The following is a 22,980-nucleotide window of genomic DNA, read 5'->3' as shown; positions in this document are numbered from 1 at the left end:
GGGCCACAATTTGCCCCATCGCTTTCGAACCAGCCGGACCCGCCATGAGCGCCTACGACCCGTCGAACGTCTTCGCCAAGATCCTGCGTGGCGAATTGCCTTCCCAGACCGTCTACGAGGATGCCGATACGCTCGCGATCATGGATATCATGCCGCGCGCCGACGGCCATGTGCTGGTGATCCCGAAGGCACCCTGCCGCAATATCTTCGACGCCCCGCCCGAGGCACTGAAGGCGGTCGCGCTGACGACGCAGAAGCTCTCCCGCGCCGTCAAAGCCGCCTTCGCCGCCGACGGCCTGACGATCCAGCAGTTCAACGAGCCGGCCGGCGGGCAGGTGGTGTTCCACCTGCATGTCCATGTCATGCCGCGCTTCGAGGGCGTGGCGCTGCGGCCGCATACCGGCGCGATGGAACAGCCGGAGGTCCTCGCCGCCAACGCCGAAAAAATTCGCGCCGCGCTAAAAAATCTTTGAGGGCGGCGTCACAAGAGAGCAGGCTGGCTCGTCTCGTCATCGTCAACCCACGGAGATGACCATGACCAAGCGCCTCAACTACTACGCCATCGCGCCCGAAGCGCTGAAGCCGCTGCTCGCGCTCGAGGAATCCATCAAGAAGTCCAGCCTCGAGCATAGCCTGATCGAGCTGGTGAAGATGCGGGCGTCCCAGATCAATGGCTGCGCCTATTGCCTGCACATGCATTCCGCCGATGCGCGCAAGGCCGGCGAGAGCGAGGCACGGCTCTACCTGCTGAACGCCTGGCATGAATCGGCGCTCTACACCCCGCGCGAACGAGCGGCGCTGGCCTGGACGGAAGCGCTGACTCTGCTGCCGCAGACTCATGCGCCGGATGCCGACTACGAAGAGGCCATGCGCCATTTCAGCGAGCAAGAGATGGTCATGCTGACGCTCCTGATCGGCACGATCAACACCTGGAACCGGATCGCTGTCGCGTTCCGCTCGCACCATCCCAACGACAGGGCCCCGAAGGCCGAAGCGGCCTGACGCCCTGCCGGCGCCTGCCGGAGCCGTATGACGAACACGACGACCACCGGTTTCGAGGCCAACCGGGGCTATCTCGTGCGCCTCGCCTATCGCATGCTCGGCTCGCTCAGCGACGCCGAGGATGTGGTGCAGGACGCCTGGTTGCGCTGGCACGCGGCCGGCCCGGATCTCATTGTGCAGCCGCGCGCCTGGCTGGCGCAGGTGGTGACGCGACTGTGCCTCGACCTGATGAAATCGGCTCGCCATCGGCGCGAATCCTATGTCGGCGGCTGGCTGCCCGAGCCACTGATCGAGCAGATCGGCGCCGCCGAGACGAACGACGACCGGCTCGACCTGCCATATGCGCTGATGCTCGCGCTCGAACGTCTCTCACCGCTGGAGCGGGCCGCTTTCCTGCTGTACGACATCTTCGACCGGCCCTTCGCCGAGGTGGCCGAGACACTGGAGCGCAGCGAGGCCGCCTGCCGCCAGCTTGTCTCACGCGCTCGGCGGCATGTGCAGGAGGACGGCGCCCGCCACAAGCTTCCGCCGGAAGAGGCACGGCGCTATGCCACCGCCTTCTTCGAGGCTGCGCACAGCACCGACCCGACCGCGCTCAGGCAGCTTCTGGCCCGCGATGCCATCCTGCATACCGATGGCGGCGGCAAGGTTACCGCCACGCTGAATCCGATCTTCGGCGCCGAGAAGATCGGCCGCTTCTTCGCAGGGCTGGCGCGCAAGCTCCACCAGGCCGGGCAGGAAGCCGCATTCTTTCAGCCGGTGCTGATCGACGGCCTGCCAGGCTATCTCAGCCTGGAGCGAGGCGGCACCATTCAGGCGACCGCCCTCGACATCCGCGACAGCCACATCGTGGCCGTCTATGTCATACGCAACCCGGAAAAGCTCGGACGCGCGGCGGATATTTTGACCCGGGCTGCCGGCTAGGCCGATCCGAACAGCCAGACGCCGCCGATCAGGACCGCCTCCGCCATCAGCACCGCGAGCATCATGCGCCGCCGGCTCAGCGCCATCACCGCCACGGCCGCCGCCAGCGCGCCGATCCGCACCAGGATTGGCGCCTGCGCCAGCACGCCCGGCGGCGAGACGATCAGCTTCGCCACGATTCCCGCGAGCAGTGCGGTCGCCACCGCGCGTACCCAGTCGAGCAGCGCCGAATCGGCATCGAGCCCGCGCGCGAACACCACCGCGAGCCAGCGCCAGATCTCGGTCGGCAGCACGGCGAAGAGGATGAGCGCCAGATAGGGCCAGAGCGGCCCGTCGAGCCAGGCGATGGGCTGTGTCATGCGGGCTTGCGCCTTTGGCCGACGAAGACCGCGACGGTCCCGGCGATGAGGCCCGCGACGATGAGATCGAAGCCGCCGCCGATGAAGCGCTGGCAGATCGGCGCCAGGACGAGACCGAGAACGAGGGCCGTGACGTCGCCGCGATGGCGCAGCCCGGCCGTGAGCGAGACGAGGAAGAAGATCGGCGTCAGGCAAAGCAGGCCGGCGGCGAACGGCAGTGGGAGCTGGCCCAGCAGGTAGTATCCGCTGAAGGTGCCGATGGAGCTGAGCGCCATGCAGGTGTTGGCGAAGCCGAGGAAATAGACGACGCGCTGATGCACCGGGATGGACGGCAGTCGCCGCAGCCCCTCGGTCCAGGCGGTGACGGCGACGTAATGAGCGAGGAGCAACTGCAGCCAGACGCTCTGGCCCGGCCGGCGCAGCAGCGGCAGGATGGCGACCGTCATCGGCAGGAAACGCAGCGAAGCGAAGGCGACCGCTATGGCGATGGCGCTCCAGGCAGCGCCTGCCGCGATCGAGGCGAAGAACAGAACCTGCGACGGGCCGGCCCAGACCAGAATCGTCGACAGAACCGCACTGCCAACCGGATAGCCAACGTCATGCGCCAGCGAGCCGATGCCGACGAGGCCGAAGCCGACAATCCATGCCGGCAGCGACAGCGCATCGCGCACGCCGGCGAGCGCGACGCGCTGCCAGCCCCAGTCTGCGGATACGCTCATGCGATCATCGGCGGGGTGGTCTCGGACGGGAATACAGGCGCCGGCGCATCCGGAACCCTACCCTCTATCCTCCATGCACTTGACACTCGCCAAGACGGAAAGCCGACTGCCCGCCTTGCGACGGCCGCAGGGCGCAATCCGGCAGAACGACCTTATCCCTTGCCCTTCAACACCATGCCGATCAGCTCGTTGCCGAAATCGATCAGCTCCTTGGGGATTCCGCCGACGGCCCGGATGCCCAGATAGATCAGGTAGATGAAGGCCGGGACGAGAATCCAGCCCAGCGCCTCCTCGAAGAGGATGCGCCGCCGGCGGCGGCGGCTGCGCTTCTCGAACCAGCCGAGCTTTTCCTTCTGGTCCTTCTGCTTGCGCGTCGGGACGGCGGCGGGCTCGGTGGTGAGCTCGCCGCCTTGGGCGGCGAGCGTCGCTGTCTTGCGTTTGAACAACACGGTCTCAGGCCTTCGTCAGCGGAACCTTCGGCACGGTGCGCACGGCGCGGCCGGACGCCTTCGCCGGCTTGGCCGGGCCTTCGGACCCGCCGTTCGAGCCTGCCCCGCCGGAATCCGCGCCTCCCCTGGGCGCGCGTCGCGGCGGGCTGGACTTTGCTGGAGCGGAGCCCGCCGCCTTGGCGCGCGGCTTCGGCTGGCGCTTGGCGTTGGCGGCCTCGACATCCTTCTCGGGCTTTGGCTTGGCCGGCCCGTCCGGAAATTCCAGCCCGAGCACCTTGATGCCGGTCTCGGAGTGGACGACCACTACCTTCACGGCACCGCCGTTCTTGAGGCGCCCGAACAGCACCTCGTCGGCAAGCGGCGTCTTGATCGTCTGCTGGATCAGGCGGGCCATCGGGCGGGCGCCCATCGCCTCGTCATAGCCGTTCTCGACGAGCCATTCGCGGGCCTCGTCCGACAGCTCGATGGTGACGTTGCGGTCGGCGAGCTGGGCCTCGAGCTGGAGCACGAACTTGTCGACGACGCGGGCGACCACGGCCTTCGGCAGATGGCCGAAGGAGATGGTGGCGTCGAGCCGGTTGCGGAACTCCGGCGCGAACAGCTTGTTGATCGCCTCGGTGTCGTCACCCTCCCGCTTCTGGCGCGTGAAGCCATAGGCGTTGCGGGCCATGTCGGCAGCTCCGGCGTTGGTGGTCATGATCAGGATGACGTTCCTGAAATCGACCTGCTTCCCGTTGTTGTCGGTCAGCTTGCCGTGGTCCATCACCTGCAGGAGGATGTTGAACAGGTCGGGATGAGCCTTCTCGATCTCGTCGAGCAGCAGCACGCTGTGCGGATGCTGGTCGATCTGGTCGGTCAGCAGGCCGCCCTGGTCGAAGCCGACATAGCCGGGAGGCGCACCGATCAACCGCGAAACGGTGTGGCGCTCCATGTATTCCGACATGTCGAAGCGGATCAGCTCGACGCCGAGCGAGGAGGCGAGCTGGCGCGCGACCTCGGTCTTGCCGACGCCGGTGGGGCCGGCGAAGAGATAGCAGCCGATCGGCTTCTCGCCGTCGCGCAAGCCGGCGCGGGCGAGCTTGATCGAGGAGGACAGCGCCTCGATCGCCTTCTCCTGGCCGTAGACGGTGCGCTTGAGCGTCTGTTCCAGGTTGCGCAGCACCTCGGCATCGTCCTTCGAGACGGTCTTGGCCGGGATGCGGGCCATGGTCGACACCGCGGCCTCGACCTCCTTCACGCCGATGGTCTTCTTGCGCTTGCCCTCGGGCAGCAGCATCTGCGAGGCGCCGGTCTCATCGATGACGTCGATCGCCTTGTCCGGCAGCTTGCGGTCATGGATGTAGCGGGCCGAGAGCTCCACCGCCGCCTTGATGGCGTCGTTGGTGTAGCGCAGCTTGTGGAACTCCTCGAAATAGGGCTTCAGCCCCTTGAGGATCTCGATCGTGTCCGGGACCGACGGCTCGTTGACGTCGATCTTCTGGAAGCGACGCACCAGCGCCCGGTCCTTCTCGAAATACTGGCGGTATTCCTTGTAGGTGGTCGAGCCGATGCAGCGCAGCGAGCCCGAGGCCAGCGCTGGCTTGAGCAGGTTGGACGCGTCCATCGCGCCGCCCGAGGTCGCCCCCGCGCCGATCACCGTGTGGATCTCGTCGATGAACATGATCGCCTTAGGGTGCTGCTCGATCTCCTTCATCACCTGCTTGAGGCGCTCCTCGAAGTCGCCGCGATAGCGCGTGCCGGCGAGCAGCGTGCCCATGTCGAGCGAGAAGACGGTCGCGTCCTTCAGCACCTCCGGCACCTCGCCGCGGGTGATCTTGAGGGCGAGGCCCTCGGCGATCGCCGTCTTGCCGACGCCGGGGTCGCCGACCAGCAGCGGATTGTTCTTCTGACGGCGGCAGAGGATCTGGATGGTGCGCTGCACCTCGGCCTCGCGGCCGATCAGCGGATCGATGCGTCCGTCCTTCGCCTTCCGATTCAGGTTGACGCAGTAAGCCTCGAGCGCGCTTTCCTTTTTCTTCTTGTCCTTGTCAGGCTCGCTGGCCTGCTCCGAGCGCTGCTCGCGCTGCGGTTCGGCGTCGTCGTCCGCGCCGCGCACCGGCCGGCTTTCGCTGGATCCCGGGCGCTTGGCGATGCCGTGGCTGATGTAGTTGACCGCGTCGTAACGGGTCATGTCCTGCTCCTGCAGGAAATAGGCGGCATGGCTCTCGCGCTCGGCGAACATCGCGACGAGCACGTTCGCCCCGGTCACTTCCTCGCGGCCCGAGGACTGGACATGGATCACCGCACGCTGGATGACGCGCTGGAAGCCGGCCGTCGGCTTGGAATCGTCGCGCCCGTCGGTGACTAGGTTGGTCAGTTCGGCATCGATGTAATCGACGAGATTGCGCCTGAGCAGGTCGAGATCGACGCTGCAGGCGCGCATCACCGCAGCCGCGTCCTGGTCGTCGACCAGCGCCAGCAACAGGTGTTCCAGGGTGGCGTATTCGTGACGGCGCTCGTTGGCCAAGGCCAGAGCCCGGTGAAGCGCCTGTTCGAGACTGCGCGAGAAACTCGGCAAGGGGCGCGCTCCTATCTGTTTCGGGACTGTGCGGTCCGACCCAACGCTACTTCTTCTCCATCACGCATTGCAGCGGGTGCATGTGCTTGCGCGCGAGATCCATGACGAGGGTGACCTTGGTTTCGGCGACCTCATAGGTGAAGACACCGCATTCGCCGACGCCGTTCTGATGCACATGCATCATGATCCGCGTGGCTTCGGCGCGATCCTTGTTGAAGAACCGCTCCAGCACATGAACGACAAACTCCATCGGGGTGTAGTCGTCGTTCAGCAGCAGGACCCGGTAGAGATTGGGCTTGCGGGTGCGGGTGCGGGTCAGCACCGCCGTGCCCGTGCCCTCGCGCCCGCCATCGGCCGGCGGCCCGGCCCGCTTCGGACGATCGGCCATGCCGACCGTCTTCGCGTCTGCGCCCGGGCGCGCCGGCATTCCCGGCGACATTCCACTGCGCATCGCTTTGCCCTGGCCTGCCTCGATCATATCCGCCCGCGCCGTATCCAGTCGATCCTGCCTTCCCGCCCAAGATAGTACCTCGCCATCGAATTTACAGACCTCGCCGCCGCTTCGCCAGCCCGTTGCCGCACCGCCCCGACAAGTTCTCCACCGCTCCGCCGCGACTTGACCGGGAAGCCCGCGGCGCCATATGCCCGGCTGCCGCCCCGAAGTCTTGACCGCGGGGGCTCGGCCGCGAACCCTGCCGCGAAGGACCCGCCATGACCCCGAACGCCATCGTCACCATCGGCGAGGACCTTGCCCGGCCCGTGCGCTTCGGGAACGCCCTGCCCCTCTCCGTCATCGCCGGCCCTTGCCAGATGGAAAGCCGCGACCATGCGCTGGAATGCGCGCTGGCGCTCAAGGAAATCGCGACCGCGCTGAAAATCGGGCTGGTCTTCAAGACCTCCTTCGACAAGGCGAACCGCACGAGCGTGAAGGGCGCGCGGGGCATGGGGCTCGAGGCGGCGCTGCCGGTCTTCGCCGAGATCCGTGCGCGCACCGGCATGCCGGTCCTGACCGACGTGCATGACGCCAGCCAGTGCGCGCCGGTCGCCGAGGTGGTCGACGTGCTGCAGATCCCGGCCTTCCTTTGCCGCCAGACCGATCTCCTGGTTGCGGCGGCGAAGACCGGCCGGGTCGTCAACGTCAAGAAGGGTCAGTTCCTGGCGCCCTGGGACATGGTCAACGTCGCGGCGAAGGTCACGGAGAGCGGCAACGCCAATGTCATGCTGACGGAGCGCGGCGCCTCCTTCGGCTACAATACGCTGGTGACGGACATGCGGGCCTTCCCGATCATGGCAGAGATCGGCGCGCCGGTGATCTTCGACGCCACTCATTCCGTACAGCAGCCGGGCGGCAAGGGTTCCTCCACCGGCGGCCAGCGTGAGTTCGTGCCGGTGCTGGCGCGGGCCGCCGTTGCCGTCGGCGTCGCCGGCGTCTTCATCGAGACGCATCCCGACCCGGACAAGGCTCCCTCCGACGGCCCCAACATGGTGCCGCTCACCGAATTCCAGGGTCTGATCGCGCAGTTGCAGGCCTTCGACCGCCTGGCCAAGAACAATCCGGCGCCGAACGTCGCCTATGTCTGAGCCGAAGGCCGCGGCCGACGACAGTCTCGGCGCGCTCATCCCGGTCCTCGGGCTCTGCGGTTTCGCCTCGACCTTCACGATGCGGTTGATCGATCCGCTGGTGCCGACACTCGCCGCCGAATTCGGCCAGAGCGTCCACCAGATCGCCTTCCTGGTGACGGCGTTCTCTGGGTGCTATGCGCTCGGCCAGCCCTTTCTCGGGCCGATCGCGGATTCGGTGGGCAAGCTGCGCAGCATCTCGACCTGCCTGGCCCTGTTGTGCGTCCTTTCGGCGCTCGCGGCCTTCGCTACCGAATTCTGGATGCTGCTCGTGCTGCGCGCCGCCGGCGGCGTGATGGCCGGCGGTGTCATACCCGCCGCGATGGCGGCGATCGGCGACCGGGCACCGATGTCGGAGCGGCAGATCATGCTCGGGCGCTTCCTGGTCATCATGATCATCGGCCAGATGGCGGGGGCGGCCTTCTCGGGCATCATGGCCGACCATATCGGCTGGCGCGCGGTGATGCTGACGGCCGCAATCCTGGCAGCAGGCGGCGCCTTGCTGGTGAGGATCGTGTTGAAGCCGCGCGCGAACGCCGACCGGCCGCCGCTCAGCGTCGCCGGCGCGGCGGCGAGCTATCGCGCCGTCTTCGCCAACCCGCGCAGCAAGATGCTCTACCTGCTGGTGATGCTGGAAGGCGCGCTGATTTTCGGCATTCATCCCTTCGTCGCCGCGATCCTGCACGAGCGCTCCGGCGTCGGCTCGTCGGAGGCGGGTCTCGCGATCGGCGCGATGGGCCTCGGCGGGCTGCTCTACGGCGTGTTGACCCGCATCCTCGTCCAGCGCGTCGGGCCCAGGCAGATGATGCGGCTCGGCGGCCTCGCCATGGCCGCAGGCTACATTGCCTTCGCCGCCACGGCGCCCTGGTGGAGCGCGATGGCCGTCTTCCTTGCGGTCGGCTTCGGCTTCTTCCTCCTGCACGGCACTTTCCAGGCCCAGGCCACCGAGCTCGCCCCCACCGCTCGCGGCTCCGCCATGGCACTGTTCGCCTGCTTCTTCTTCATGGGCCACGCCACCGGCCCGCTCGTCATGGGCGCGCTTCTGCACGCGCTGGGCACCCATGGCGCCCTGCTGACGGCCGGGATCGGGATCGGCGTGCTCGGCCTCCTCTCGCCGAAGCTGCTGCCGCCGCTCGGCAGCCGGACCTGAGCGACCGGCCGCCTCAGCGCCCGCGATAGGGCGCCACGCCCTGATCCGGCAGCCAGAGCCCCCTGGGCGGCTCGCCCGTCTGCCAGAACACGTCGATCGGGATGCCGCCGCGGGGATACCAGTAACCGCCGATCCGGAACCATTCCGGCTCCAGCAGCTCGACCAGCCGCTTGCCGATGCCGACGGTGCAATCCTCGTGAAAGGCGCCGTGGTTGCGGAACGAGGCGAGATAGAGCTTCAGCGACTTCGATTCCACCAACCATTGGCCCGGCAGATAGTCGATGACGAGGATGCCGAAATCGGGCTGGCCCGTCACCGGGCAGATCGAGGTGAATTCCGGGCAGGTGAAGCGGGCGAGATAGCTCGTGCCGGCGTGCGGATTGGGCACACGGTCGAGGCGCGCCTCCTCCGGCGAGGCCGGCAAGGCGCTGGGCTGCCCGAGCTGCAAGGTCGAGGCGTCGAGGGACATCGGATGCTCCTGTGGTTGGCCCGCTTCTAGAGCATCTTGCGTGCGGGAGGGAACCGCCTGCTGCGGTTCCCGTTTCGGTGGGCGCTCGGACGTTTGGCGGGGTACTGCGGCCGAAGCGATGGCAAATATCCATTCGCCACAATCATTCGATATTTATTGATCTTCCACACGCATCCTTGCGACGCAGCCTATAAGACCATAGCACTTCCTAGCGCCCGAATGGATCTCATCCCGATAAATTTATGATAATTGCAGGTATTCTGTTTCTGCTCGGGATTTTGATCGGCCTGTCCTATGGCTATCCTGCCATCATCGTCACCAGCGCCGCGTTGACGGCCTTCTTCTTTCCGTTGTGGCTCATCCGCGGCGAACTCGGCGTCTTCAGCGTCTTCGTCTGGGTCGGCTTCCTGTTCGCGCTGCAGAGCGGCTTCCTGCTCGGCAGCTATCTCGCCACCCCCGAGGACGGCGACTGATCACCAGAACCAGACCGGTCGACCGGCATAGACGCACAGCCCCGTCCACCACGCGGCGGTGAGAGCGCACCAGAACAGGACAGTGAGGAAGCTGGGGCGACGGGGAGCCGACATTTTCTGAAACATGCTTGTTTTCCGATGGGGCGAAGCGCCGAAGCTGCCCCCCATCGCCGCAACCCCCGCGCCAAGCCTGCACCCGCGCCCGGCATCCGCGGTTCCGTCGCGAACCCACGATTGAGGCTTCCCGCAGCACGGCCGGTTGGGTAGAAGCGCGCTATTCCTCCCGCCCCGCTTCTCCCGGAGCCTGCCATGACCGCGATCATCGACATCATCGGACGCCAGATCCTCGATTCCCGCGGCAACCCGACGGTCGAGGTCGATGTGGTGCTGGAAGACGGCTCGATGGGCCGCGCCGCCGTGCCCTCCGGCGCCTCGACCGGCGCGCATGAGGCGGTGGAGCTGCGCGACGGCGACAAGTCGCGCTATCTCGGCAAGGGCGTTCTGAAGGCCGTCGAGTCGGTGAATGTCGCCATCGCCGAGGCGATCGTCGCCATGGACGCCGAGGACCAGACTGCGATCGACCAGACCATGATCGAGCTGGACGGCACGCCCAACAAGTCCAAGCTCGGCGCCAACGCCATCCTCGGGGTCTCGCTCGCCGTCGCCAAGGCGGCCGCCGAGGCGGCCGGCCTGCCGCTCTACCGCTATGTCGGCGGCACCTCGGCCCGCGTCCTGCCCGTGCCGATGATGAACATCGTCAATGGCGGCGCCCATGCCGACAACCCGATCGACTTCCAGGAATTCATGATCATGCCGGTGGGCGCGGACTCCTTCGCCGAGGGGCTGCGCATGGGCTCGGAGATCTTCCACACGCTGAAGAAGAAGCTGCACGACGCCGGCCACAACACCAATGTCGGCGACGAGGGCGGTTTCGCTCCCAACATCAAGTCTGCCGAGGCCGCGCTCGACTTCGTGATGCAGGCGATCGAAACGGCCGGGTATCGCCCGGGCGAGGACATCGCGCTGGCTCTCGACTGCGCCGCCACCGAGTTCTTCAAGGAAGGCGCCTATGTCTATGCCGGCGAGCGCAAGACGCGCGATCCCAAGGCCCAGGCCAAGTACCTGGCCAAGCTCGTCGGCAACTATCCGATCGTCTCGATCGAGGACGGCATGTCCGAGGATGACTGGGAGGGCTGGAAGGCGCTGACCGATCTCGTCGGCTCGAAGTGCCAGCTCGTCGGCGACGACCTGTTCGTCACCAATGTCGAGCGGCTGTCGCGTGGCATCAAGGGCAAGACGGCAAACTCGATCCTGGTCAAGGTCAACCAGATCGGCTCGCTGACCGAGACGCTGGCCGCGGTCGAGATGGCGCAGCGCGCAGGCTATACCGCGGTGATGTCGCACCGCTCGGGCGAGACCGAGGATTCGACCATCGCCGACCTCGCCGTCGCGACCAATTGCGGGCAGATCAAGACCGGCTCGCTCGCGCGCTCGGACCGGACGGCGAAGTACAACCAGTTGCTGCGCATCGAGGAAGAGCTCGGCACGCAGGCGATCTATGCCGGCCGCGGCGCGCTCAAGGCCCTGGCCTGATCCTGCCTTCTCCTGCCGCTCTCACCAGCGCGGCAGGAGGCTCGTCGCGCGGGACAGCGTCCAGGCTCCGGCAGCCTGGGCCACCTCCGCCGTACCGGACACCACATCGGCGACCTTTATCGCCGGAGCCGCGACGATCCGGCGCCAGCCGGCATCCGCGGCCGGTATTTCGGGCCCTGCCACCTGCACAGCGGGCATGATCTGGAGCGGAGCCCTGTCCGCGCGGCCGGCATCGGCCAGGTCGATGTCGCGCCGGGGAGGCACCGGCACCATCTCCACCGCGGCGGTACGGAGCTTGACCGGCGCAGTGCTCTGAACGCCCACGGCCATCGGTTCCGCCCAGGCGACCATCATCGGCATCGCGAGAGTGGCAGGGGTGAAGGGCTGCTCGGCCGGCCTGCCCTCGCCGGCGGCCAGGCTCAGCCGGTCGACGATCTTGCCTCCGCTGATGGTCGCGAGCGTTTCCGGCGATGCGTTGGCGACCGGCTGAATGCCGGCGCCCGCGGCTCCGCCATCCAGGACCCGCGGAAGGCTCGCCGCTCCGGCGAGCGCCAGCGCGATCCCCAGCGACATCGCCAGGTGGCTGCCGAGCCGGCCCAACATGGCGGCCGGCTCAGGGGTAATCGGTTTCGTCGACGTTGCCATCGCCTCGTTCCCAACAGCTTGCGATAGCCCAATCAAACCGGCGAGCCCGGCACCAAGAGGGCAGAAAGGCGGCGGAAAATTGGTGGGCATTTATCCCACGCGCTCGCCGCCGCGTTCACGCATCGGGCTCATGCGCAATTGCCTTATCGCACCGCACAAGCCGTGAGCTATGCAGTGACGATGGATCAGCTCGTCATGACGCAGGGCAAACCCCACGAAGCCGAGCGACGCAGACGCCGGCTCGCGATCGCGGGGATGCTGCTCAGTGTCCTGATCTTCGGCTCGAATTTCGTCATCAGCCGGCACGCCGTCCTTCACGGCATCGGCGCGCACGACCTGCTGGCCCTGCGCTTCGGAACGGCGGGTCTGCTGCTGATGCCGCTCTTCCTGCGCGCCGGCGGCTTCGCCGATTGCGGCGGCGTCGGCTGGAAGCGCGGCGTCTGGCTCGCCATGACCAGCGGTTTCCCGATGACCTTCCTGATGCTGACCGGCCTGACGATGGCTCCGGCCGCCCATGGTGCCACGATCGCCCCGGGCACGGTGACGGTGATCGGCATCGTCGGCAGCGTCATCCTGTTCGGCGCAAGGCTTTCCACGGCGCTGATCCTCGGCATCCTGGGCGTGATCTGCGGATTGGCCCTACTGGCCCTGGCGGGCGCTGCCGGAAACGGGGCGGACACCTTGCGCGGCGATCTCTGCTTCCTTGGGGTCGGGCTGCTCTGGGGCTTCTACCCGTTGCTGATCCAGCTCTGGAAGATCAATGGCCTGCGCGGCGCGATCATCGTCTCGGTGCTGTCGCTCGCCTATCTGCCGGTCTATTTCCTGTTCTTCTTTCGCGGCTTCGACATCGCGCCCTGGTGGGTGCTGCTGTTCCACGCAGCCTATCAGGGCGTGATCAACGTCATCCTGGGGCTGTGGCTCTGGGGCTGGGCCGCACATGTCCTCGGCGCCGCCGTCGTCGGGCGCTTTCCGCCGCTGATCCCCGTCACCGGCACGACGCTTGCCATCCCGGCGCTTGGAGAGGTCCCGGGCCCGTTGCAACTGGCCGGATTCGGACTGATCATCGGCGGGCTCTTCGTGGCATCATGGCGCCGGCCGGCGCGCAAGGCCGAGCAGGCCGGCATTCCAGCAGACCGAAACCAGAAGTCCGAGGACCAGGGCAGGCCCTGAGCCGAGCGGCACCGCTGCGAGGTACAGCACCGCCAGCCCGAGCCCGACACCGAGCAGGCCGAGCGCTCCGTTGCCGATCAGGGCCGCCGTCGCGGCGCCGCCGATGCGCGGCTGCAGGATCATGACAAGGCTCGACAGGACGAGCGGAAGGCCCGCGAGGACGCCCGACCAGCTCGCGCCGACATGATGGCTCGCGACCGTCACCCCACCGACGAGGGCAGCGACACAGGCAGCCCGCAGCGGCACGGCGAACCACGCCCGCCGCGACGCGACCGCGGGGCGTGCGGCCAGATATGGGCGCACGACGAGATGGATGGAGCCGAAGGCGACGACGGCGAGCAACGTCAGGAACAGGGCCGACGGCGCGAGGAAGCGCACGCCCAGGAGCGTGGCGACCCAGGCCGCCAGCGCCGACAACAGGCTGGGCAGCGTGGTAAACCGTTGCGCCACCAGGACGTAGGCGAGCACGAAGCCGGCATTGGCGATATTGGCGTTCATGGTCCCGCGTGCGCTTTCGGCGAGGAAGGCGGGCTCGTGCTCCAGCGAGAGGAAGAACAGGACAGGGCCGAGCGATATCGGCAGCGTCGCGATCATCGCCGCGATCTTCGGCCCGCTCCGCTCGGCGATGAGCGAGCATGTGACCACCACCGCCGCCGCGATTGCCATCTTCAGAAGCAGCAAGCCGGGATCGGGGACGCTCACGCGGGCGCGCCTCCATCCTCTCCCCTCGCCCAGCCCGCCTTCGTCTCGGCGATGAAATCAGCCAGGCGCCCGTCCGCGATCGCGGCCCGCAGGCCCGCCATCAGATCCTGGTAATAGGCGAGATTCGCCCAGGTCAGCAGCATCTTGCCGAGCATCTCTTCGGCCTTGACCAGATGGTGCAGATAAGCCCGCGACCAGCCGTTGGCGGCTGGGCATGAGGATCGCTCGTCGATCGGCCGCGGATCCTCGGCGAACTTCGCATTCTTCAGGTTCATCCGGCCGAAGCGGGTGAAGATCTGGCCATGGCGGCCGGCGCGCGTCGGCATCACGCAATCGAACATGTCGATGCCGCGCGCGACCGCCTGCACGATGTCGTCCGGCGTGCCGACGCCCATCAGATAGCGCGGCTTCGCCTGCGGCAGATGCGGCTCGACCGCCTCGAGCATCGCCAGCATCACCTCCTGCGGCTCGCCGACCGCGAGCCCGCCGACGGCGTAACCCTTGAGGTCCATGGCCGCGAGCTCACGCGCGCTTTCGACACGCAGACGCGGCACGTCGCCGCCCTGCACGATGCCGAATAGCGCACGCCCGGGATGATGGCCGAAGGCGGCCTTGCAGCGTTCGGCCCAGCGCAGCGACAGCCGCATCGCCTTCTCCGCGACCTTCTCCTCGCAGGGCAGCGCCACGCATTCGTCGAGCTGCATGACGATGTCGGAGCCAAGCAGGTTCTGGATCTCCACCGAGCGCTCCGGGGTCAGCACATGCTTCGAGCCGTCGATATGCGAACGGAACGTCACCCCCTCCTCGGTCAGTTTCCTGAGCTGCGACAGCGACATCACCTGAAAGCCGCCGGAATCGGTCAGGATCGGATGCGGCCAGTTCATGAAGCGGTGAAGCCCGCCGAGCCTGGCGACGCGCTCTGCACCCGGGCGCAGCATCAGGTGGTAGGTGTTGCCGAGCACCACGTCGGCACCAAGCGCCCTCACCTGCTCGGGATACATGCCCTTGACGGTTGCGGCCGTGCCGACCGGCATGAAGGCCGGGGTGCGGATGACGCCGCGCGGCATGCTGATCGCGCCGGTGCGCGCGGCGCCGTCGCGAGCGGCGACGTCGAAGGTGAATTCGGGAGTGGCAGCGAGCTCGGGCTGCAGGGCTTGGGGCTGAGCGGTCATGGCCTGCGAGGTAGAACAGCGCGCGGATTTAGGGAAGAGACCCGCGCGCCGGACGGGTCATACGTCAATCACCGGCGATCCGGATTGCGCTGCCGTCGCGAGTGACCGCGGGGCGCTGAAAGCGATGCCGCGCGCGATCGACAAAGCACAAGGCACGACACTCTACCGCCGCCTCACAGCCTGACAGGGAATGAAGCCGCGCCTTGAGGCGCGCCACGCCCTTGGCGGGCGGCGTCACTAATGCCCCGCCAGCGCAGCCTCATAGATATCCGGCTTGAAGCCGATGATGGTCCTGCCCTTGCCCAGGTCGAGCACCGGGCGCTTGATCATCGAAGGCTGGGCCAGCATCAGCGCGATCGCCTTTTCTGCGTCCAGCGCCTGCTTCTCGGCATCCGGCAGAGCGCGGAAGGTGGTCCCGGCCCGGTTCAGCACGGTTTCCCAGCCATGCTCCGCGACCCACGCCTGCAGAGCCGGCCTGTCTATGCCGCTCGCCTTGTAGTCATGGAAGGCGTAGGCCACGCCGCGGCCGTCGAGCCAGGCGCGTGCCTTCTTCATCGTGTCGCAATTCTTGATGCCGTAGATCGTCGTCATGCCTTCATCCGGACCGTGTGAACCTCGCCGCATCCGCCGCCCGCCCGTGATCGGCGTTTGTCAGCGGAACCGCAAGCGGGCATGACAGGCCATCCGGACTTATCGGGATGCAGGTGGCGCGATCATGGATACCATCTCGGATTCTGTACAGGAGGCACCGGCGGCGCCGGCCTTTCCGCATCGCCGCTGGCGAGACTATCCGGTCGCCGGCGTCGATTTTCCCGACGCCACCACCGTCACGCGCGACAGCGGATGGATGCAGATGGCCTGCACGGCGCTCGCATCGCATCTCGGCAGGGAAACCGAACTGATCGCCGGCATCGATATCGGCGGCATCGGCCTTGCGGGTGCGTTGGCGTTCCGGAGCAGGCTCGGCTTCATCGATATCCGGAAAGTCGGGTCGATCCGGGCCGACGTCGTGCGAAGCCTCGCTGCCAACTATGAGCTGGGCAACGGCGTCGCACTCTCGAAAGGGCACCAGCTGGCGGGACACCATGTCGCGCTCATCGACGACTGCCTGATGAGCGGCGGCACCGCACTGGCGGCGGCGGAGCTTCTGCGCCGGCTGGGCGCGCATTGCACGCGAGCCCTCTTCGTCTTCGAGCTGGAGGGGCTGGGAGGCCGCGAGCGCCTGGCCCAGGCCGGCATCGCCATGCAGGCCCTGGAAAGGCTTCCCGCGGCAGAGCCCAGGCTCGCGCCTGCCGGATAGGCCGCGGCGCCGGCTTTTCAGGCCGGGCGCTTGGGGCTGTCGAGGCCGCGCTGGACCGCCGGCCGCGCCAGGCAGCGCTCCAGCCAGATCGGCACATGGGTCAGGCTGGCATAATCGACGAGCTCTCCGGCGCCATAGAAGCCGACCAGGTTGCGCACCCAGCCCAGAATCGCGATGTCGGCAATGGTGTATTCGTCGCCCATGATCCAGGTGCGGCTGGCGAGCCGGTCCTCCAACACGCCGAGCAGCCGTTTGCTCTCATTGGCATAGCGGTCGCGCGGTCGCTTATCCTCGTATTCCCGGCCGGCGAACTTGTGGAAGAAGCCGAGCTGGCCGAACATCGGACCGATCGCCGCCATCTGGAAGAAAACCCACTGGATGGTCTCATAGCGGGCTGCGGGGTCCTTCGGCAGCAGCCTGCCGGTCTTCTCCGCGAGGTAGAGCAGGATCGCGCCCGACTCCCACAAGCCCAGCGGCCTTCCGCCCGGCCCGTCGGGATCGATGATCGCCGGGATCTTGCCGTTCGGATTGAGCGAGAGGAACTCGGGCCCCCAGGTCTCGTTCTTGCCGATGTCGATGGCGTGCGGTTCGTAGGGCAGTTCGAGTTCTTCCAGCGCGATCGAGACCTTCACGCCGTTCGGCGTCGGCAGCGAATAGAGCTGGATGCGGTCGGGCTGGCGGGCTGGCCAGCGCGAGGTGATCGGAAAGGCGGAGAGATCGGCCATCGGGGGCTCCGGTTGAATCGAACGGGCGTCGGAGCAAGACGATAGAGCCGACCGCGCCCAAGGCAACGGGGCACCCCCCGCCCCGCTGCAAAGAGCGCTTGCAACCTTGCACGATCAGGAGCCGGCCAGCGTCCAGCGCCCGAGAACGACATAGGGCTCTCGCGGAACGCTGCGCACCAGAACGAAATCCGTGACGCGCCAGCTCAATGGCCGGACGGAGAAGGGTTCCGTCCGCCAACGATCATAGAGCAGGGTCATGTGAGGCCAGCACGACGAACGCCCGCCGCGCAGACCATGCGCCCGGATGTCCCGGTCGAGGCTCTCATGAAGCCGTGCAGCTCCAATCACGCCGTCCCCACCCGTCATCACCAGAGCGCGTCGTTCCGCACCTTGAGCAAAGGTCGCGACCTCGTCGAAGCTCACTTTGAACGGTGCCTGGCTGATCCGCTCGGCAACGCGCCGGATCAACCGAATGCCATCGGCGCCGGGCCCTTCCCTCGCCGGCCAGCCCCAAAGCGACACGTGATACTTGCCGGTGCCGCGTGGCCGACCGGAAAGGCCAAGCCAGCTGCGCAGAGCATGGGCCTTGCGGTCGGCGGCGGCGGCCGCAGCGGCATCAGGCAGAAGCGCGAAGAAGTGGCTCGCGCTCCCGGGAAATCCAAGGCTCCGCTCCATGATCGCCTCCCTCGAGAACCGGCAGGAGCGCCATCCTAGAACAAAGGAAGAACAATTCAACAATGGCCACCCGCGGACGGCCATCGCAACTTGTCATGAAAAGCGATTGCCGCTGGCGCTCAGAGCCGGCGACCGGACCAGACTGCCTGAATCACTCCCACTCGATCGTGCCGGGCGGCTTGCTCGTCACGTCGTAGACGACGCGGTTGATGCCCTTGACCTCGTTGATGATCCGGGTCGCGGCGCGGCCGAGGAAGTTCATGTCGAAGGGATAGAAATCCGCCGTCATGCCATCGACCGAGGTCACGGCGCGCAGCGCGCAGACATGGTCGTAGGTGCGATAGTCGCCCATCACGCCGACGGTGCGGACCGGCAACAGCACGGCGAAAGCCTGCCAGATCACGTCGTAGAGCCCGGCCTTGCGGATCTCATCGAGATAGATCGCATCCGCCTTGCGCAGGATGTCGAGCTTCTCCTTGGTGATCTCGCCCGGGCAGCGGATGGCAAGTCCCGGCCCCGGGAAGGGATGACGGCCGACGAAGGCCTCGGGCAAGCCGAGCTCGCGGCCGAGCACGCGGACCTCATCCTTAAACAACTCGCGCAGCGGCTCGACGAGCTTCATCTTCATGCGCTCGGGCAGGCCGCCGACGTTGTGGTGGCTCTTGATCGTGACCGAGGGGCCGCCGGAGAAGGAGACGCTCTCGATCACGTCCGGATAGAGCGTGCCCTGAGCGAGAAAATCGGCACCGCCCAGCTTGGCGGCTTCGGCATCGAAGACCTCGATAAAGAGCCGGCCGATGGTCTTGCGCTTGGCCTCGGGATCGGCGCCGCATTTTGCCAGCTCGGAGAGGAAAAGCTCCTCAGCCTCAACATGCACCAGCGGGATGTTGTAGTGATCCCTGAACAGGGTCACGACCTGCTCGGCCTCGCCCAGCCGCATCAGGCCGTGGTCGACGAAGACGCAGGTGAGCTGGTCGCCGATCGCCTCATGGATCAGCACTGCCGCCACCGCCGAGTCGACGCCGCCGGAGAGCCCGCAGATGACGCGGCCCGTGCCGACCTGCTCGCGGATCTTCTTCTGCATCTCGGCACGATAGGCCGACATGCTCCAATCCGGCGCGCAGCCGCAGATCTCGACGACGAAATTGCGCAGCAGCTTTCCACCATCTGGCGTGTGGACCACCTCCGGATGGAACATCGTGGTGAAGAAGCGCCGGGCCTCGTCGCTCGCTACAGCGAAAGGGGCGTTCTCCGAGGTCGCCTTCACCGAAAAGCCGTGCGGCAGCTCGGTGACGCGGTCGCCATGGCTCATCCATACGGGATAGCGGCCGCCCTGCTCCCAGACCCCGGTGAAGAGCGCGGAAGGCGCGAGTATCTCGACATCGGCGCGGCCGAACTCGGCGGCATGCCCGCCCTCGACCCTGCCGCCGAGCTGATGCGCCATGGTCTGCTGACCGTAGCAGATGCCCATCAGCGGAATATTGGCGGTGAAGACGGCTTCGGGCGCGCGCGGGCTGCCCTCGTCCGGCACCGAAGCAGGGCCGCCTGAGAAGATGACGCCCTTGGGCTTCAGCCGCGCGAAGGCCTCGTCCGCCGACTGGAACGGAGCGATCTCGCAATAGACGCCGATCTCGCGAATGCGCCGCGCGATCAGTTGCGTCACCTGCGAGCCGAAATCGATGATGAGGATGGAGTCGTGATGGGGCTGAGCGCTCGTCATCGCGTTCCGTTAATGGATCGCGAAAGCGCGCGCAACGCCCGCGATACTCTCAATCCCCGCGCCGGAGGCAGGCCAGATAGAACCCGTCCGTGCCGGTGCGGCGCGGCGACAGCTGCAGGCCGAATTCAGTGACAAAGCGGGCGAGCAGGGAGAAGTCGCTTTCGGCTCCGGCCAGCACGTCGATCGGCGCCACCACCGCAAAGCCGGGGTGCTTGCCGAGGAAGGAGCGGATCGCCTCGTCGTTCTCCTCCGGCAGCATCGAGCAGGTGATATAGGCGACGCGCCCGCCGGGCTTGACCAACCTGGCGGCGCGGGCCAGCACTTCCGCCTGGTCCTTGATCCGTTCGGCCAGTGCGCCCGGGCGCACGCGCCATTTCGCATCCGGATTGCGCCGCCAGGTGCCGGAGCCGGTGCAGGGCGCATCGACCAGGACGAGATCGGCCTGGCCGGCGACGTCCGCCAGCGGCTCGTGGCCGCGCGAGCGCGGGATGCGGATATCGACGATGTCCGCGCCCGAGCGCGCCAGCCGGTCATGAAGCGGCGCGAGCCGCCGGCCGTCGAGGTCGGTGGCATAGAGGTTGCCGCGATTGGCCATCAGTGCGGCGAGCGCCAGCGTCTTTCCGCCAGCGCCGGCACAGAGGTCGATCACCGTCTCGCCGGGCTTCACCCCGGCCAGCAGCGTCACGAGCTGCGAGCCCTCGTCCTGGATCTCGAAGGCGCCGGCGAAGAAAGGGGTTTCGGTCTGCAGCGAGGGACCGCGTCCATCCTGTCCGGGTTGAAAGCGCAGCGCGTCCGGCGACCAGGCCCCTTCCTCCGGCTGGAGATGAGCAAGATCCTTCGCGACGGCCTCGCGGCTCGCCCTGAGGCGGTTGACGCGCAGATCGACCGGAGCGCGAGCGGCAAGCGCCTGCCCCTCCTCGATCGCCATGGCGCCGAAGGCGCGCTCGAAGGCGGGCCAGAGCCATTCCGGCACATCGGCCCGCACCCAGCTGGGCGCATCCTCGTCCGAGAAGGCGGTGAGGAGCGCCGTTTCGTCGGCGGAGAGCGGCGTGGGGGCATGGTTCTCGCCGGAGCAGAGCGCCGCGATCTCGCCAAGCGACAGGCCACGCAGCCCCCTCAGCATGCCGAGCACCAGCGCGCGCGGCTCCTCCGACGCCATGGCGTAGCCCGAGGAGGCCTTGCGGCGCAGCGCGTCGTAGACGAGCGAGGCGATCGCCGCGCGATCCTTCGATCCGGCGAAGCGGCGCGACAACCCCCAGTCCTTGAGGGCGTCGGCCGCCGGACGGCGGCGCTCGATGATATCCTGCAGCACCTCGATGGCGGCACTGATCCGGGCGGCTGGCGTCATGGTCGTTCGATCCTGACGCAAAGCGCCGAAGGCGCCGCGCCGCGAGGCAAGAGCCGGATCCGATCAGATTGCCTTGGCAATCTGATCGGCGCGAGCTCGGGGGCTTGTGTTTCAACCAGTTCGATCATGACGCAGCGGCATGGGCTTCGTCGCGCCATGTTCTTGACGCGGTCGTTCCATAAGCGGAAAGACGATGCAACCGCATGCCGCGGCCAATGGGACACGCCACCATGAAAAACGCCGCTCGCCTTGCCGTTCTCGGCTTCTTCGCCTTCGCCCTCGCCGCTTGCGCGACCCAGCCGCAGGCCGATCTGACGCCTCCGCCCGCCAAGCGCCTCGACGCCAAGACCACGCTCGAGAATCACCGCTGAGACCGAGCCGGCGGCCGCGTACCGGCCCGCGCCGGAGACCGGCCGCCGCTCTTTCCGCCCAGACCGGCAGGGCATCCGTGCTGACCGCCCGCCCCGTGCCTGTCCCCCATCCGGTCTCTGACCGGTGAGGACGGCATCACCTTTCATGGGGGTGTCACATCCCGCGGCCTAGTTTCGCGCGCCCTTTCGCGAGCCGAGGCCACCATGAACAAGATCCTGCTTTTCTCGACATCGCTTGTTGCCGCCCTGGCCCTGCAATCGCTGGCGGCCAGCGCCGAATCTGCGACCACGCTTTCGGGCCAGCGCCCGCTCGTGATCGCCCATCGCGGCGCCAGCGGCTATCTGCCCGAGCACACGCTGGAAGGCTATCGCCGCGCCATCGCGCTCGGCGCCGATTTCATCGAGCCGGACCTGGTCTCGACCAAGGACGGCGTTCTGGTCGTGCGTCACGAGCCGATGCTGAGCGGTACGACCGATGTCGCCGACCACCCCGAATTCGCCAGCCGCAAGACCACTCGCAAGCTCGACGGCATCGAGACCACCGACTGGTTCGCCAACGACTTCACCCTGGCCGAGATCAAGACGCTGCGGGCCAAGCAGGCTTTTGCCGATCGCGACCAGTCGCATAACGGCAAATACGAGATCCCGACCTTCCAGGAGGTGATCGACCTCGCCAAGGCGGAGAGCGCCCGCAGCGGCCGGACCATCGGCATCTATCCGGAAACCAAGCACCCGACCTATCACGCCTCGCTTGGCCTCGCCTTCGAGGACAAGCTCCTCGACATGCTCAAGGCGGCCGGCTGGACCGAGAAGAACTCGCCCGTCTTCATCCAGAGCTTCGAGACGGCGAACCTGAAATACCTGCGCAAGAAGACGCAGATCCGGCTCGTGCAGCTTGTCGATGGCGACGGCGTCGACAAGGACGGCAAGGTCACGCTCGCCGCGCCCTTCGACCGCCCCTATGACTTCGCCGTGCTCGGCGACAAGCGCAGCTTCCAGGACATGCTCTCGCCCGAGGGCCTCAGGGAGATCGCGACCTATGCCGACGGCGTCGGCCCGTGGAAGGTCTATCTGATCGGCGCCAGGCAGACGATCGGGCCGGACGGCAAGCCAAAGGACCTGAACGGCGACGGCAAGATCGACGAGCGCGACCGCACCGTCATCGCGCCGACCGATGTGGTGAAGGACGCGCATGCGGCGGGGCTACTGGTGCACCCTTGGGCCTATCGCAGCGAGGCGACCCGGCTCGCCGCCGACTACAACGGCGATCCCATCGCCGAGTACAAGGCCCATCTCGCGCTCGGCGTCGACGGCGTGTTCACCGACTTCACCGACCACGCCGTGAAGGCGCGCGACGGCAAGTAGACCGCAGGCCTTGCCCGAAGAGGAGGCCTCAAGCCTCCTCTTCCATGACCATCTGAGCGATCCGCGGATCGCCGTTGAACCGGCTTGCGACGGCGTGGCCGACCGCGACCGCCGTCACGCAGAGCGCCACGGACGCAACGATATTGATCGTGGCCCGCAGCGTCTCGCCGCTGCGCAGCAGGTCGAGCGTCTGCAGGCTGAAGGACGAGAAGGTGGTAAAGCCGCCGCAGAACCCGACCATCACGAAAAGGCGCACGGGTTCGGCCAACGGAAAGCGGCCGCTCGCCAGCGTCAGCGTGCCGAAGAAGCCGATGATGAACGAGCCGGCGATGTTGATGAGGATCGTCCCCCAGGGCAGGCTTCCGCTGATCGGCAGCGCGAGCACCGACAGAAGGTAGCGCGCCAGCGTACCCAGCGCGCCCCCGATCATGATGACGACGACGGTCGAGAAGGACATGCTCGCTTCGGCTCC

General features: G+C 67.2%; 27 protein-coding genes. 11 read left to right on the top strand and 16 right to left on the bottom strand.

Annotation, left to right across the window (positions count from 1 at the left end; genetic code table 11):
• Positions 1-44 precede the first annotated feature (44 nt).
• The 3 genes from BGO20_RS12215 to BGO20_RS12205 all read left to right on the top strand — a co-directional run bounded on the left by BGO20_RS12215 (position 45) and on the right by BGO20_RS12205 (position 1,926).
• A complete protein-coding gene (locus BGO20_RS12215; RefSeq protein ID WP_291663739.1) occupies positions 45-473 on the top strand; it encodes an HIT family protein in 429 nt (142 codons plus the stop codon).
• 61 nt (positions 474-534) lie between these two features.
• The gene (locus BGO20_RS12210; protein WP_291663741.1) at positions 535-1,002 is read left to right on the top strand and encodes a carboxymuconolactone decarboxylase family protein; all 468 of its coding nucleotides are present in this window, start codon (positions 535-537) and stop codon (positions 1,000-1,002) included.
• Between the two features lie 27 nt (positions 1,003-1,029).
• Complete coding sequence (locus tag BGO20_RS12205; protein ID WP_291663742.1) at positions 1,030-1,926, top strand: sigma-70 family RNA polymerase sigma factor; 897 nt, start codon at positions 1,030-1,032, stop codon at positions 1,924-1,926.
• Here BGO20_RS12205 and BGO20_RS12200 read toward each other — a convergent pair.
• The 5 genes from BGO20_RS12200 to clpS all read right to left on the bottom strand — a co-directional run bounded on the left by BGO20_RS12200 (position 1,923) and on the right by clpS (position 6,398).
• Positions 1,923-2,285, bottom strand: coding sequence for an AzlD domain-containing protein (locus BGO20_RS12200; RefSeq protein WP_291663744.1), 363 nt, complete (start codon positions 2,283-2,285; stop codon positions 1,923-1,925). The genes BGO20_RS12205 and BGO20_RS12200 overlap by 4 nt on opposite strands.
• Positions 2,282-3,004 (bottom strand): AzlC family ABC transporter permease, encoded by a 723-nt coding sequence (locus BGO20_RS12195; protein WP_291663746.1) that lies wholly within the window; start codon positions 3,002-3,004, stop codon positions 2,282-2,284. The genes BGO20_RS12200 and BGO20_RS12195 overlap by 4 nt, the downstream gene beginning before the upstream one ends.
• 152 nt (positions 3,005-3,156) lie before the next feature.
• On the bottom strand, positions 3,157-3,450 hold the full coding sequence (locus BGO20_RS12190; RefSeq protein ID WP_291663747.1) for a hypothetical protein: 294 nt from the start codon (positions 3,448-3,450) through the stop codon (positions 3,157-3,159).
• 7 nt (positions 3,451-3,457) lie between these two features.
• Complete coding sequence (gene clpA / locus BGO20_RS12185; RefSeq protein WP_291663748.1) at positions 3,458-6,010, bottom strand: ATP-dependent Clp protease ATP-binding subunit ClpA; 2,553 nt, start codon at positions 6,008-6,010, stop codon at positions 3,458-3,460.
• A 46-nt stretch (positions 6,011-6,056) separates the two neighbouring features.
• Positions 6,057-6,398, bottom strand: coding sequence for an ATP-dependent Clp protease adapter ClpS (clpS, locus tag BGO20_RS12180; protein ID WP_158446059.1), 342 nt, complete (start codon positions 6,396-6,398; stop codon positions 6,057-6,059).
• Positions 6,399-6,721: 323 nt separating this feature from the next.
• On the opposite strand from clpS, the gene kdsA reads away from it, so the two are divergent.
• Positions 6,722-7,591: a 3-deoxy-8-phosphooctulonate synthase gene (kdsA, locus tag BGO20_RS12175; protein WP_291663749.1), complete on the top strand. Its 870-nt coding sequence runs from the start codon at positions 6,722-6,724 to the stop codon at positions 7,589-7,591.
• On the top strand, positions 7,584-8,780 hold the full coding sequence (locus BGO20_RS12170; RefSeq protein ID WP_291663750.1) for an MFS transporter: 1,197 nt from the start codon (positions 7,584-7,586) through the stop codon (positions 8,778-8,780). Before kdsA ends, BGO20_RS12170 begins: the two co-directional genes overlap by 8 nt.
• 13 nt (positions 8,781-8,793) lie before the next feature.
• Here the strand turns inward: BGO20_RS12170 and queF are convergent, their stop codons facing one another.
• Positions 8,794-9,249, bottom strand: a complete 456-nt coding sequence (gene queF, locus BGO20_RS12165; RefSeq protein ID WP_291663751.1) for a preQ(1) synthase — start codon at positions 9,247-9,249, stop codon at positions 8,794-8,796.
• Positions 9,250-9,491: 242 nt separating this feature from the next.
• Here queF and BGO20_RS12160 point away from each other — a divergent pair, with 242 nt between their 5' ends.
• Complete coding sequence (locus BGO20_RS12160) at positions 9,492-9,722, top strand: hypothetical protein (protein ID WP_291663752.1); 231 nt, start codon at positions 9,492-9,494, stop codon at positions 9,720-9,722.
• On the opposite strand, the gene BGO20_RS12155 is transcribed toward BGO20_RS12160, so the two are convergent.
• Entirely contained in the window at positions 9,723-9,848 is a 126-nt protein-coding gene (locus BGO20_RS12155) for a hypothetical protein (RefSeq protein ID WP_291663753.1), read from the bottom strand. It abuts the gene before it with no gap.
• Between the two features lie 183 nt (positions 9,849-10,031).
• On the opposite strand from BGO20_RS12155, the gene eno reads away from it, so the two are divergent.
• The gene (gene eno / locus BGO20_RS12150) at positions 10,032-11,315 is read left to right on the top strand and encodes a phosphopyruvate hydratase (RefSeq protein WP_291663754.1); all 1,284 of its coding nucleotides are present in this window, start codon (positions 10,032-10,034) and stop codon (positions 11,313-11,315) included.
• A 21-nt stretch (positions 11,316-11,336) separates the two neighbouring features.
• Here eno and BGO20_RS12145 read toward each other — a convergent pair whose 3' ends face one another.
• Positions 11,337-11,960: a hypothetical protein gene (locus tag BGO20_RS12145; protein ID WP_291663755.1), complete on the bottom strand. Its 624-nt coding sequence runs from the start codon at positions 11,958-11,960 to the stop codon at positions 11,337-11,339.
• 180 nt (positions 11,961-12,140) lie between these two features.
• Here BGO20_RS12145 and BGO20_RS12140 point away from each other — a divergent pair, with 180 nt between their 5' ends.
• Entirely contained in the window at positions 12,141-13,130 is a 990-nt protein-coding gene (locus BGO20_RS12140; RefSeq protein WP_291663757.1) for a DMT family transporter, read from the top strand.
• Here the strand turns inward: BGO20_RS12140 and BGO20_RS12135 are convergent.
• The 3 genes from BGO20_RS12135 to BGO20_RS12125 form a co-directional block, all read right to left on the bottom strand.
• Positions 13,044-13,832 carry a hypothetical protein gene (locus BGO20_RS12135; protein ID WP_291663760.1) on the bottom strand — a complete coding sequence of 263 codons (789 nt, stop codon included), beginning with the start codon at positions 13,830-13,832 and terminating at the stop codon, positions 13,044-13,046. The two genes, BGO20_RS12140 and BGO20_RS12135, sit on opposite strands and share 87 nt — an antisense overlap.
• Positions 13,829-15,004, bottom strand: a complete 1,176-nt coding sequence (gene tgt / locus BGO20_RS12130; RefSeq protein ID WP_291663762.1) for a tRNA guanosine(34) transglycosylase Tgt — start codon at positions 15,002-15,004, stop codon at positions 13,829-13,831. The genes BGO20_RS12135 and tgt overlap by 4 nt, the downstream gene beginning before the upstream one ends.
• Before the next feature lie 237 nt (positions 15,005-15,241).
• Positions 15,242-15,595, bottom strand: coding sequence for an ArsC family reductase (locus BGO20_RS12125; protein ID WP_291663764.1), 354 nt, complete (start codon positions 15,593-15,595; stop codon positions 15,242-15,244).
• A 124-nt stretch (positions 15,596-15,719) separates the two neighbouring features.
• On the opposite strand from BGO20_RS12125, the gene BGO20_RS12120 reads away from it, so the two are divergent.
• On the top strand, positions 15,720-16,304 hold the full coding sequence (locus BGO20_RS12120) for a phosphoribosyltransferase family protein (protein WP_291663765.1): 585 nt from the start codon (positions 15,720-15,722) through the stop codon (positions 16,302-16,304).
• 17 nt (positions 16,305-16,321) lie between these two features.
• On the opposite strand, the gene BGO20_RS12115 is transcribed toward BGO20_RS12120, so the two are convergent.
• From BGO20_RS12115 to BGO20_RS12100, 4 genes are all read right to left on the bottom strand, one after another.
• Positions 16,322-17,029: a glutathione S-transferase N-terminal domain-containing protein gene (locus tag BGO20_RS12115; protein WP_291663767.1), complete on the bottom strand. Its 708-nt coding sequence runs from the start codon at positions 17,027-17,029 to the stop codon at positions 16,322-16,324.
• Between the two features lie 114 nt (positions 17,030-17,143).
• A complete protein-coding gene (locus BGO20_RS12110) occupies positions 17,144-17,788 on the bottom strand; it encodes a 2'-5' RNA ligase family protein (protein WP_291663768.1) in 645 nt (214 codons plus the stop codon).
• A gap of 67 nt (positions 17,789-17,855) precedes the next feature.
• The gene (gene guaA / locus BGO20_RS12105) at positions 17,856-19,424 is read right to left on the bottom strand and encodes a glutamine-hydrolyzing GMP synthase (protein ID WP_291663769.1); all 1,569 of its coding nucleotides are present in this window, start codon (positions 19,422-19,424) and stop codon (positions 17,856-17,858) included.
• 49 nt (positions 19,425-19,473) lie between these two features.
• Entirely contained in the window at positions 19,474-20,772 is a 1,299-nt protein-coding gene (locus BGO20_RS12100; protein ID WP_291663770.1) for an RsmB/NOP family class I SAM-dependent RNA methyltransferase, read from the bottom strand.
• Positions 20,773-21,002: 230 nt separating this feature from the next.
• Between BGO20_RS12100 and BGO20_RS12095 the strand changes: the two genes are divergently transcribed.
• Together BGO20_RS12095 and BGO20_RS12090 are read left to right on the top strand one after the other, a co-directional pair.
• Positions 21,003-21,143 (top strand): hypothetical protein, encoded by a 141-nt coding sequence (locus BGO20_RS12095; protein WP_260349755.1) that lies wholly within the window; start codon positions 21,003-21,005, stop codon positions 21,141-21,143.
• Positions 21,144-21,347: 204 nt separating this feature from the next.
• On the top strand, positions 21,348-22,508 hold the full coding sequence (locus tag BGO20_RS12090) for a glycerophosphodiester phosphodiesterase (RefSeq protein WP_291663771.1): 1,161 nt from the start codon (positions 21,348-21,350) through the stop codon (positions 22,506-22,508).
• A 28-nt stretch (positions 22,509-22,536) separates the two neighbouring features.
• Here the strand turns inward: BGO20_RS12090 and crcB are convergent, their stop codons facing one another.
• Complete coding sequence (crcB, locus tag BGO20_RS12085; protein WP_291663958.1) at positions 22,537-22,965, bottom strand: fluoride efflux transporter CrcB; 429 nt, start codon at positions 22,963-22,965, stop codon at positions 22,537-22,539.
• Between the last annotated feature and the right edge of the window lie 15 nt (positions 22,966-22,980).

It is taken from the genome of Allobosea sp. 67-29, assembly GCF_001898115.1.
Classification (GTDB): domain Bacteria; phylum Pseudomonadota; class Alphaproteobacteria; order Rhizobiales; family Beijerinckiaceae; genus Allobosea.
This window is presented reverse-complemented; position numbering and strand designations above follow the sequence as displayed.

Coding starts and splice junctions, on each gene's coding strand:
- BGO20_RS12215 (WP_291663739.1), top strand. CDS start 45: ATGAGCGCCTACGACCCGTCGAACGTCTTCGCCAAGATCCTGCGTGGC.
- BGO20_RS12210 (WP_291663741.1), top strand. CDS start 535: ATGACCAAGCGCCTCAACTACTACGCCATCGCGCCCGAAGCGCTGAAG.
- BGO20_RS12205 (WP_291663742.1), top strand. CDS start 1,030: ATGACGAACACGACGACCACCGGTTTCGAGGCCAACCGGGGCTATCTC.
- BGO20_RS12200 (WP_291663744.1), bottom strand. CDS start 2,285: ATGACACAGCCCATCGCCTGGCTCGACGGGCCGCTCTGGCCCTATCTG.
- BGO20_RS12195 (WP_291663746.1), bottom strand. CDS start 3,004: ATGAGCGTATCCGCAGACTGGGGCTGGCAGCGCGTCGCGCTCGCCGGC.
- clpS (WP_158446059.1), bottom strand. CDS start 6,398: ATGGCCGATCGTCCGAAGCGGGCCGGGCCGCCGGCCGATGGCGGGCGC.
- kdsA (WP_291663749.1), top strand. CDS start 6,722: ATGACCCCGAACGCCATCGTCACCATCGGCGAGGACCTTGCCCGGCCC.
- BGO20_RS12170 (WP_291663750.1), top strand. CDS start 7,584: ATGTCTGAGCCGAAGGCCGCGGCCGACGACAGTCTCGGCGCGCTCATC.
- queF (WP_291663751.1), bottom strand. CDS start 9,249: ATGTCCCTCGACGCCTCGACCTTGCAGCTCGGGCAGCCCAGCGCCTTG.
- BGO20_RS12160 (WP_291663752.1), top strand. CDS start 9,492: ATGATAATTGCAGGTATTCTGTTTCTGCTCGGGATTTTGATCGGCCTG.
- BGO20_RS12155 (WP_291663753.1), bottom strand. CDS start 9,848: ATGTTTCAGAAAATGTCGGCTCCCCGTCGCCCCAGCTTCCTCACTGTC.
- eno (WP_291663754.1), top strand. CDS start 10,032: ATGACCGCGATCATCGACATCATCGGACGCCAGATCCTCGATTCCCGC.
- BGO20_RS12145 (WP_291663755.1), bottom strand. CDS start 11,960: ATGGCAACGTCGACGAAACCGATTACCCCTGAGCCGGCCGCCATGTTG.
- BGO20_RS12140 (WP_291663757.1), top strand. CDS start 12,141: ATGGATCAGCTCGTCATGACGCAGGGCAAACCCCACGAAGCCGAGCGA.
- tgt (WP_291663762.1), bottom strand. CDS start 15,004: ATGACCGCTCAGCCCCAAGCCCTGCAGCCCGAGCTCGCTGCCACTCCC.
- BGO20_RS12125 (WP_291663764.1), bottom strand. CDS start 15,595: ATGACGACGATCTACGGCATCAAGAATTGCGACACGATGAAGAAGGCA.
- BGO20_RS12120 (WP_291663765.1), top strand. CDS start 15,720: ATGGATACCATCTCGGATTCTGTACAGGAGGCACCGGCGGCGCCGGCC.
- BGO20_RS12115 (WP_291663767.1), bottom strand. CDS start 17,029: ATGGCCGATCTCTCCGCCTTTCCGATCACCTCGCGCTGGCCAGCCCGC.
- BGO20_RS12110 (WP_291663768.1), bottom strand. CDS start 17,788: ATGGCCGTCCGCGGGTGGCCATTGTTGAATTGTTCTTCCTTTGTTCTA.
- guaA (WP_291663769.1), bottom strand. CDS start 19,424: ATGACGAGCGCTCAGCCCCATCACGACTCCATCCTCATCATCGATTTC.
- BGO20_RS12100 (WP_291663770.1), bottom strand. CDS start 20,772: ATGACGCCAGCCGCCCGGATCAGTGCCGCCATCGAGGTGCTGCAGGAT.
- BGO20_RS12095 (WP_260349755.1), top strand. CDS start 21,003: ATGAAAAACGCCGCTCGCCTTGCCGTTCTCGGCTTCTTCGCCTTCGCC.
- BGO20_RS12090 (WP_291663771.1), top strand. CDS start 21,348: ATGAACAAGATCCTGCTTTTCTCGACATCGCTTGTTGCCGCCCTGGCC.
- crcB (WP_291663958.1), bottom strand. CDS start 22,965: ATGTCCTTCTCGACCGTCGTCGTCATCATGATCGGGGGCGCGCTGGGT.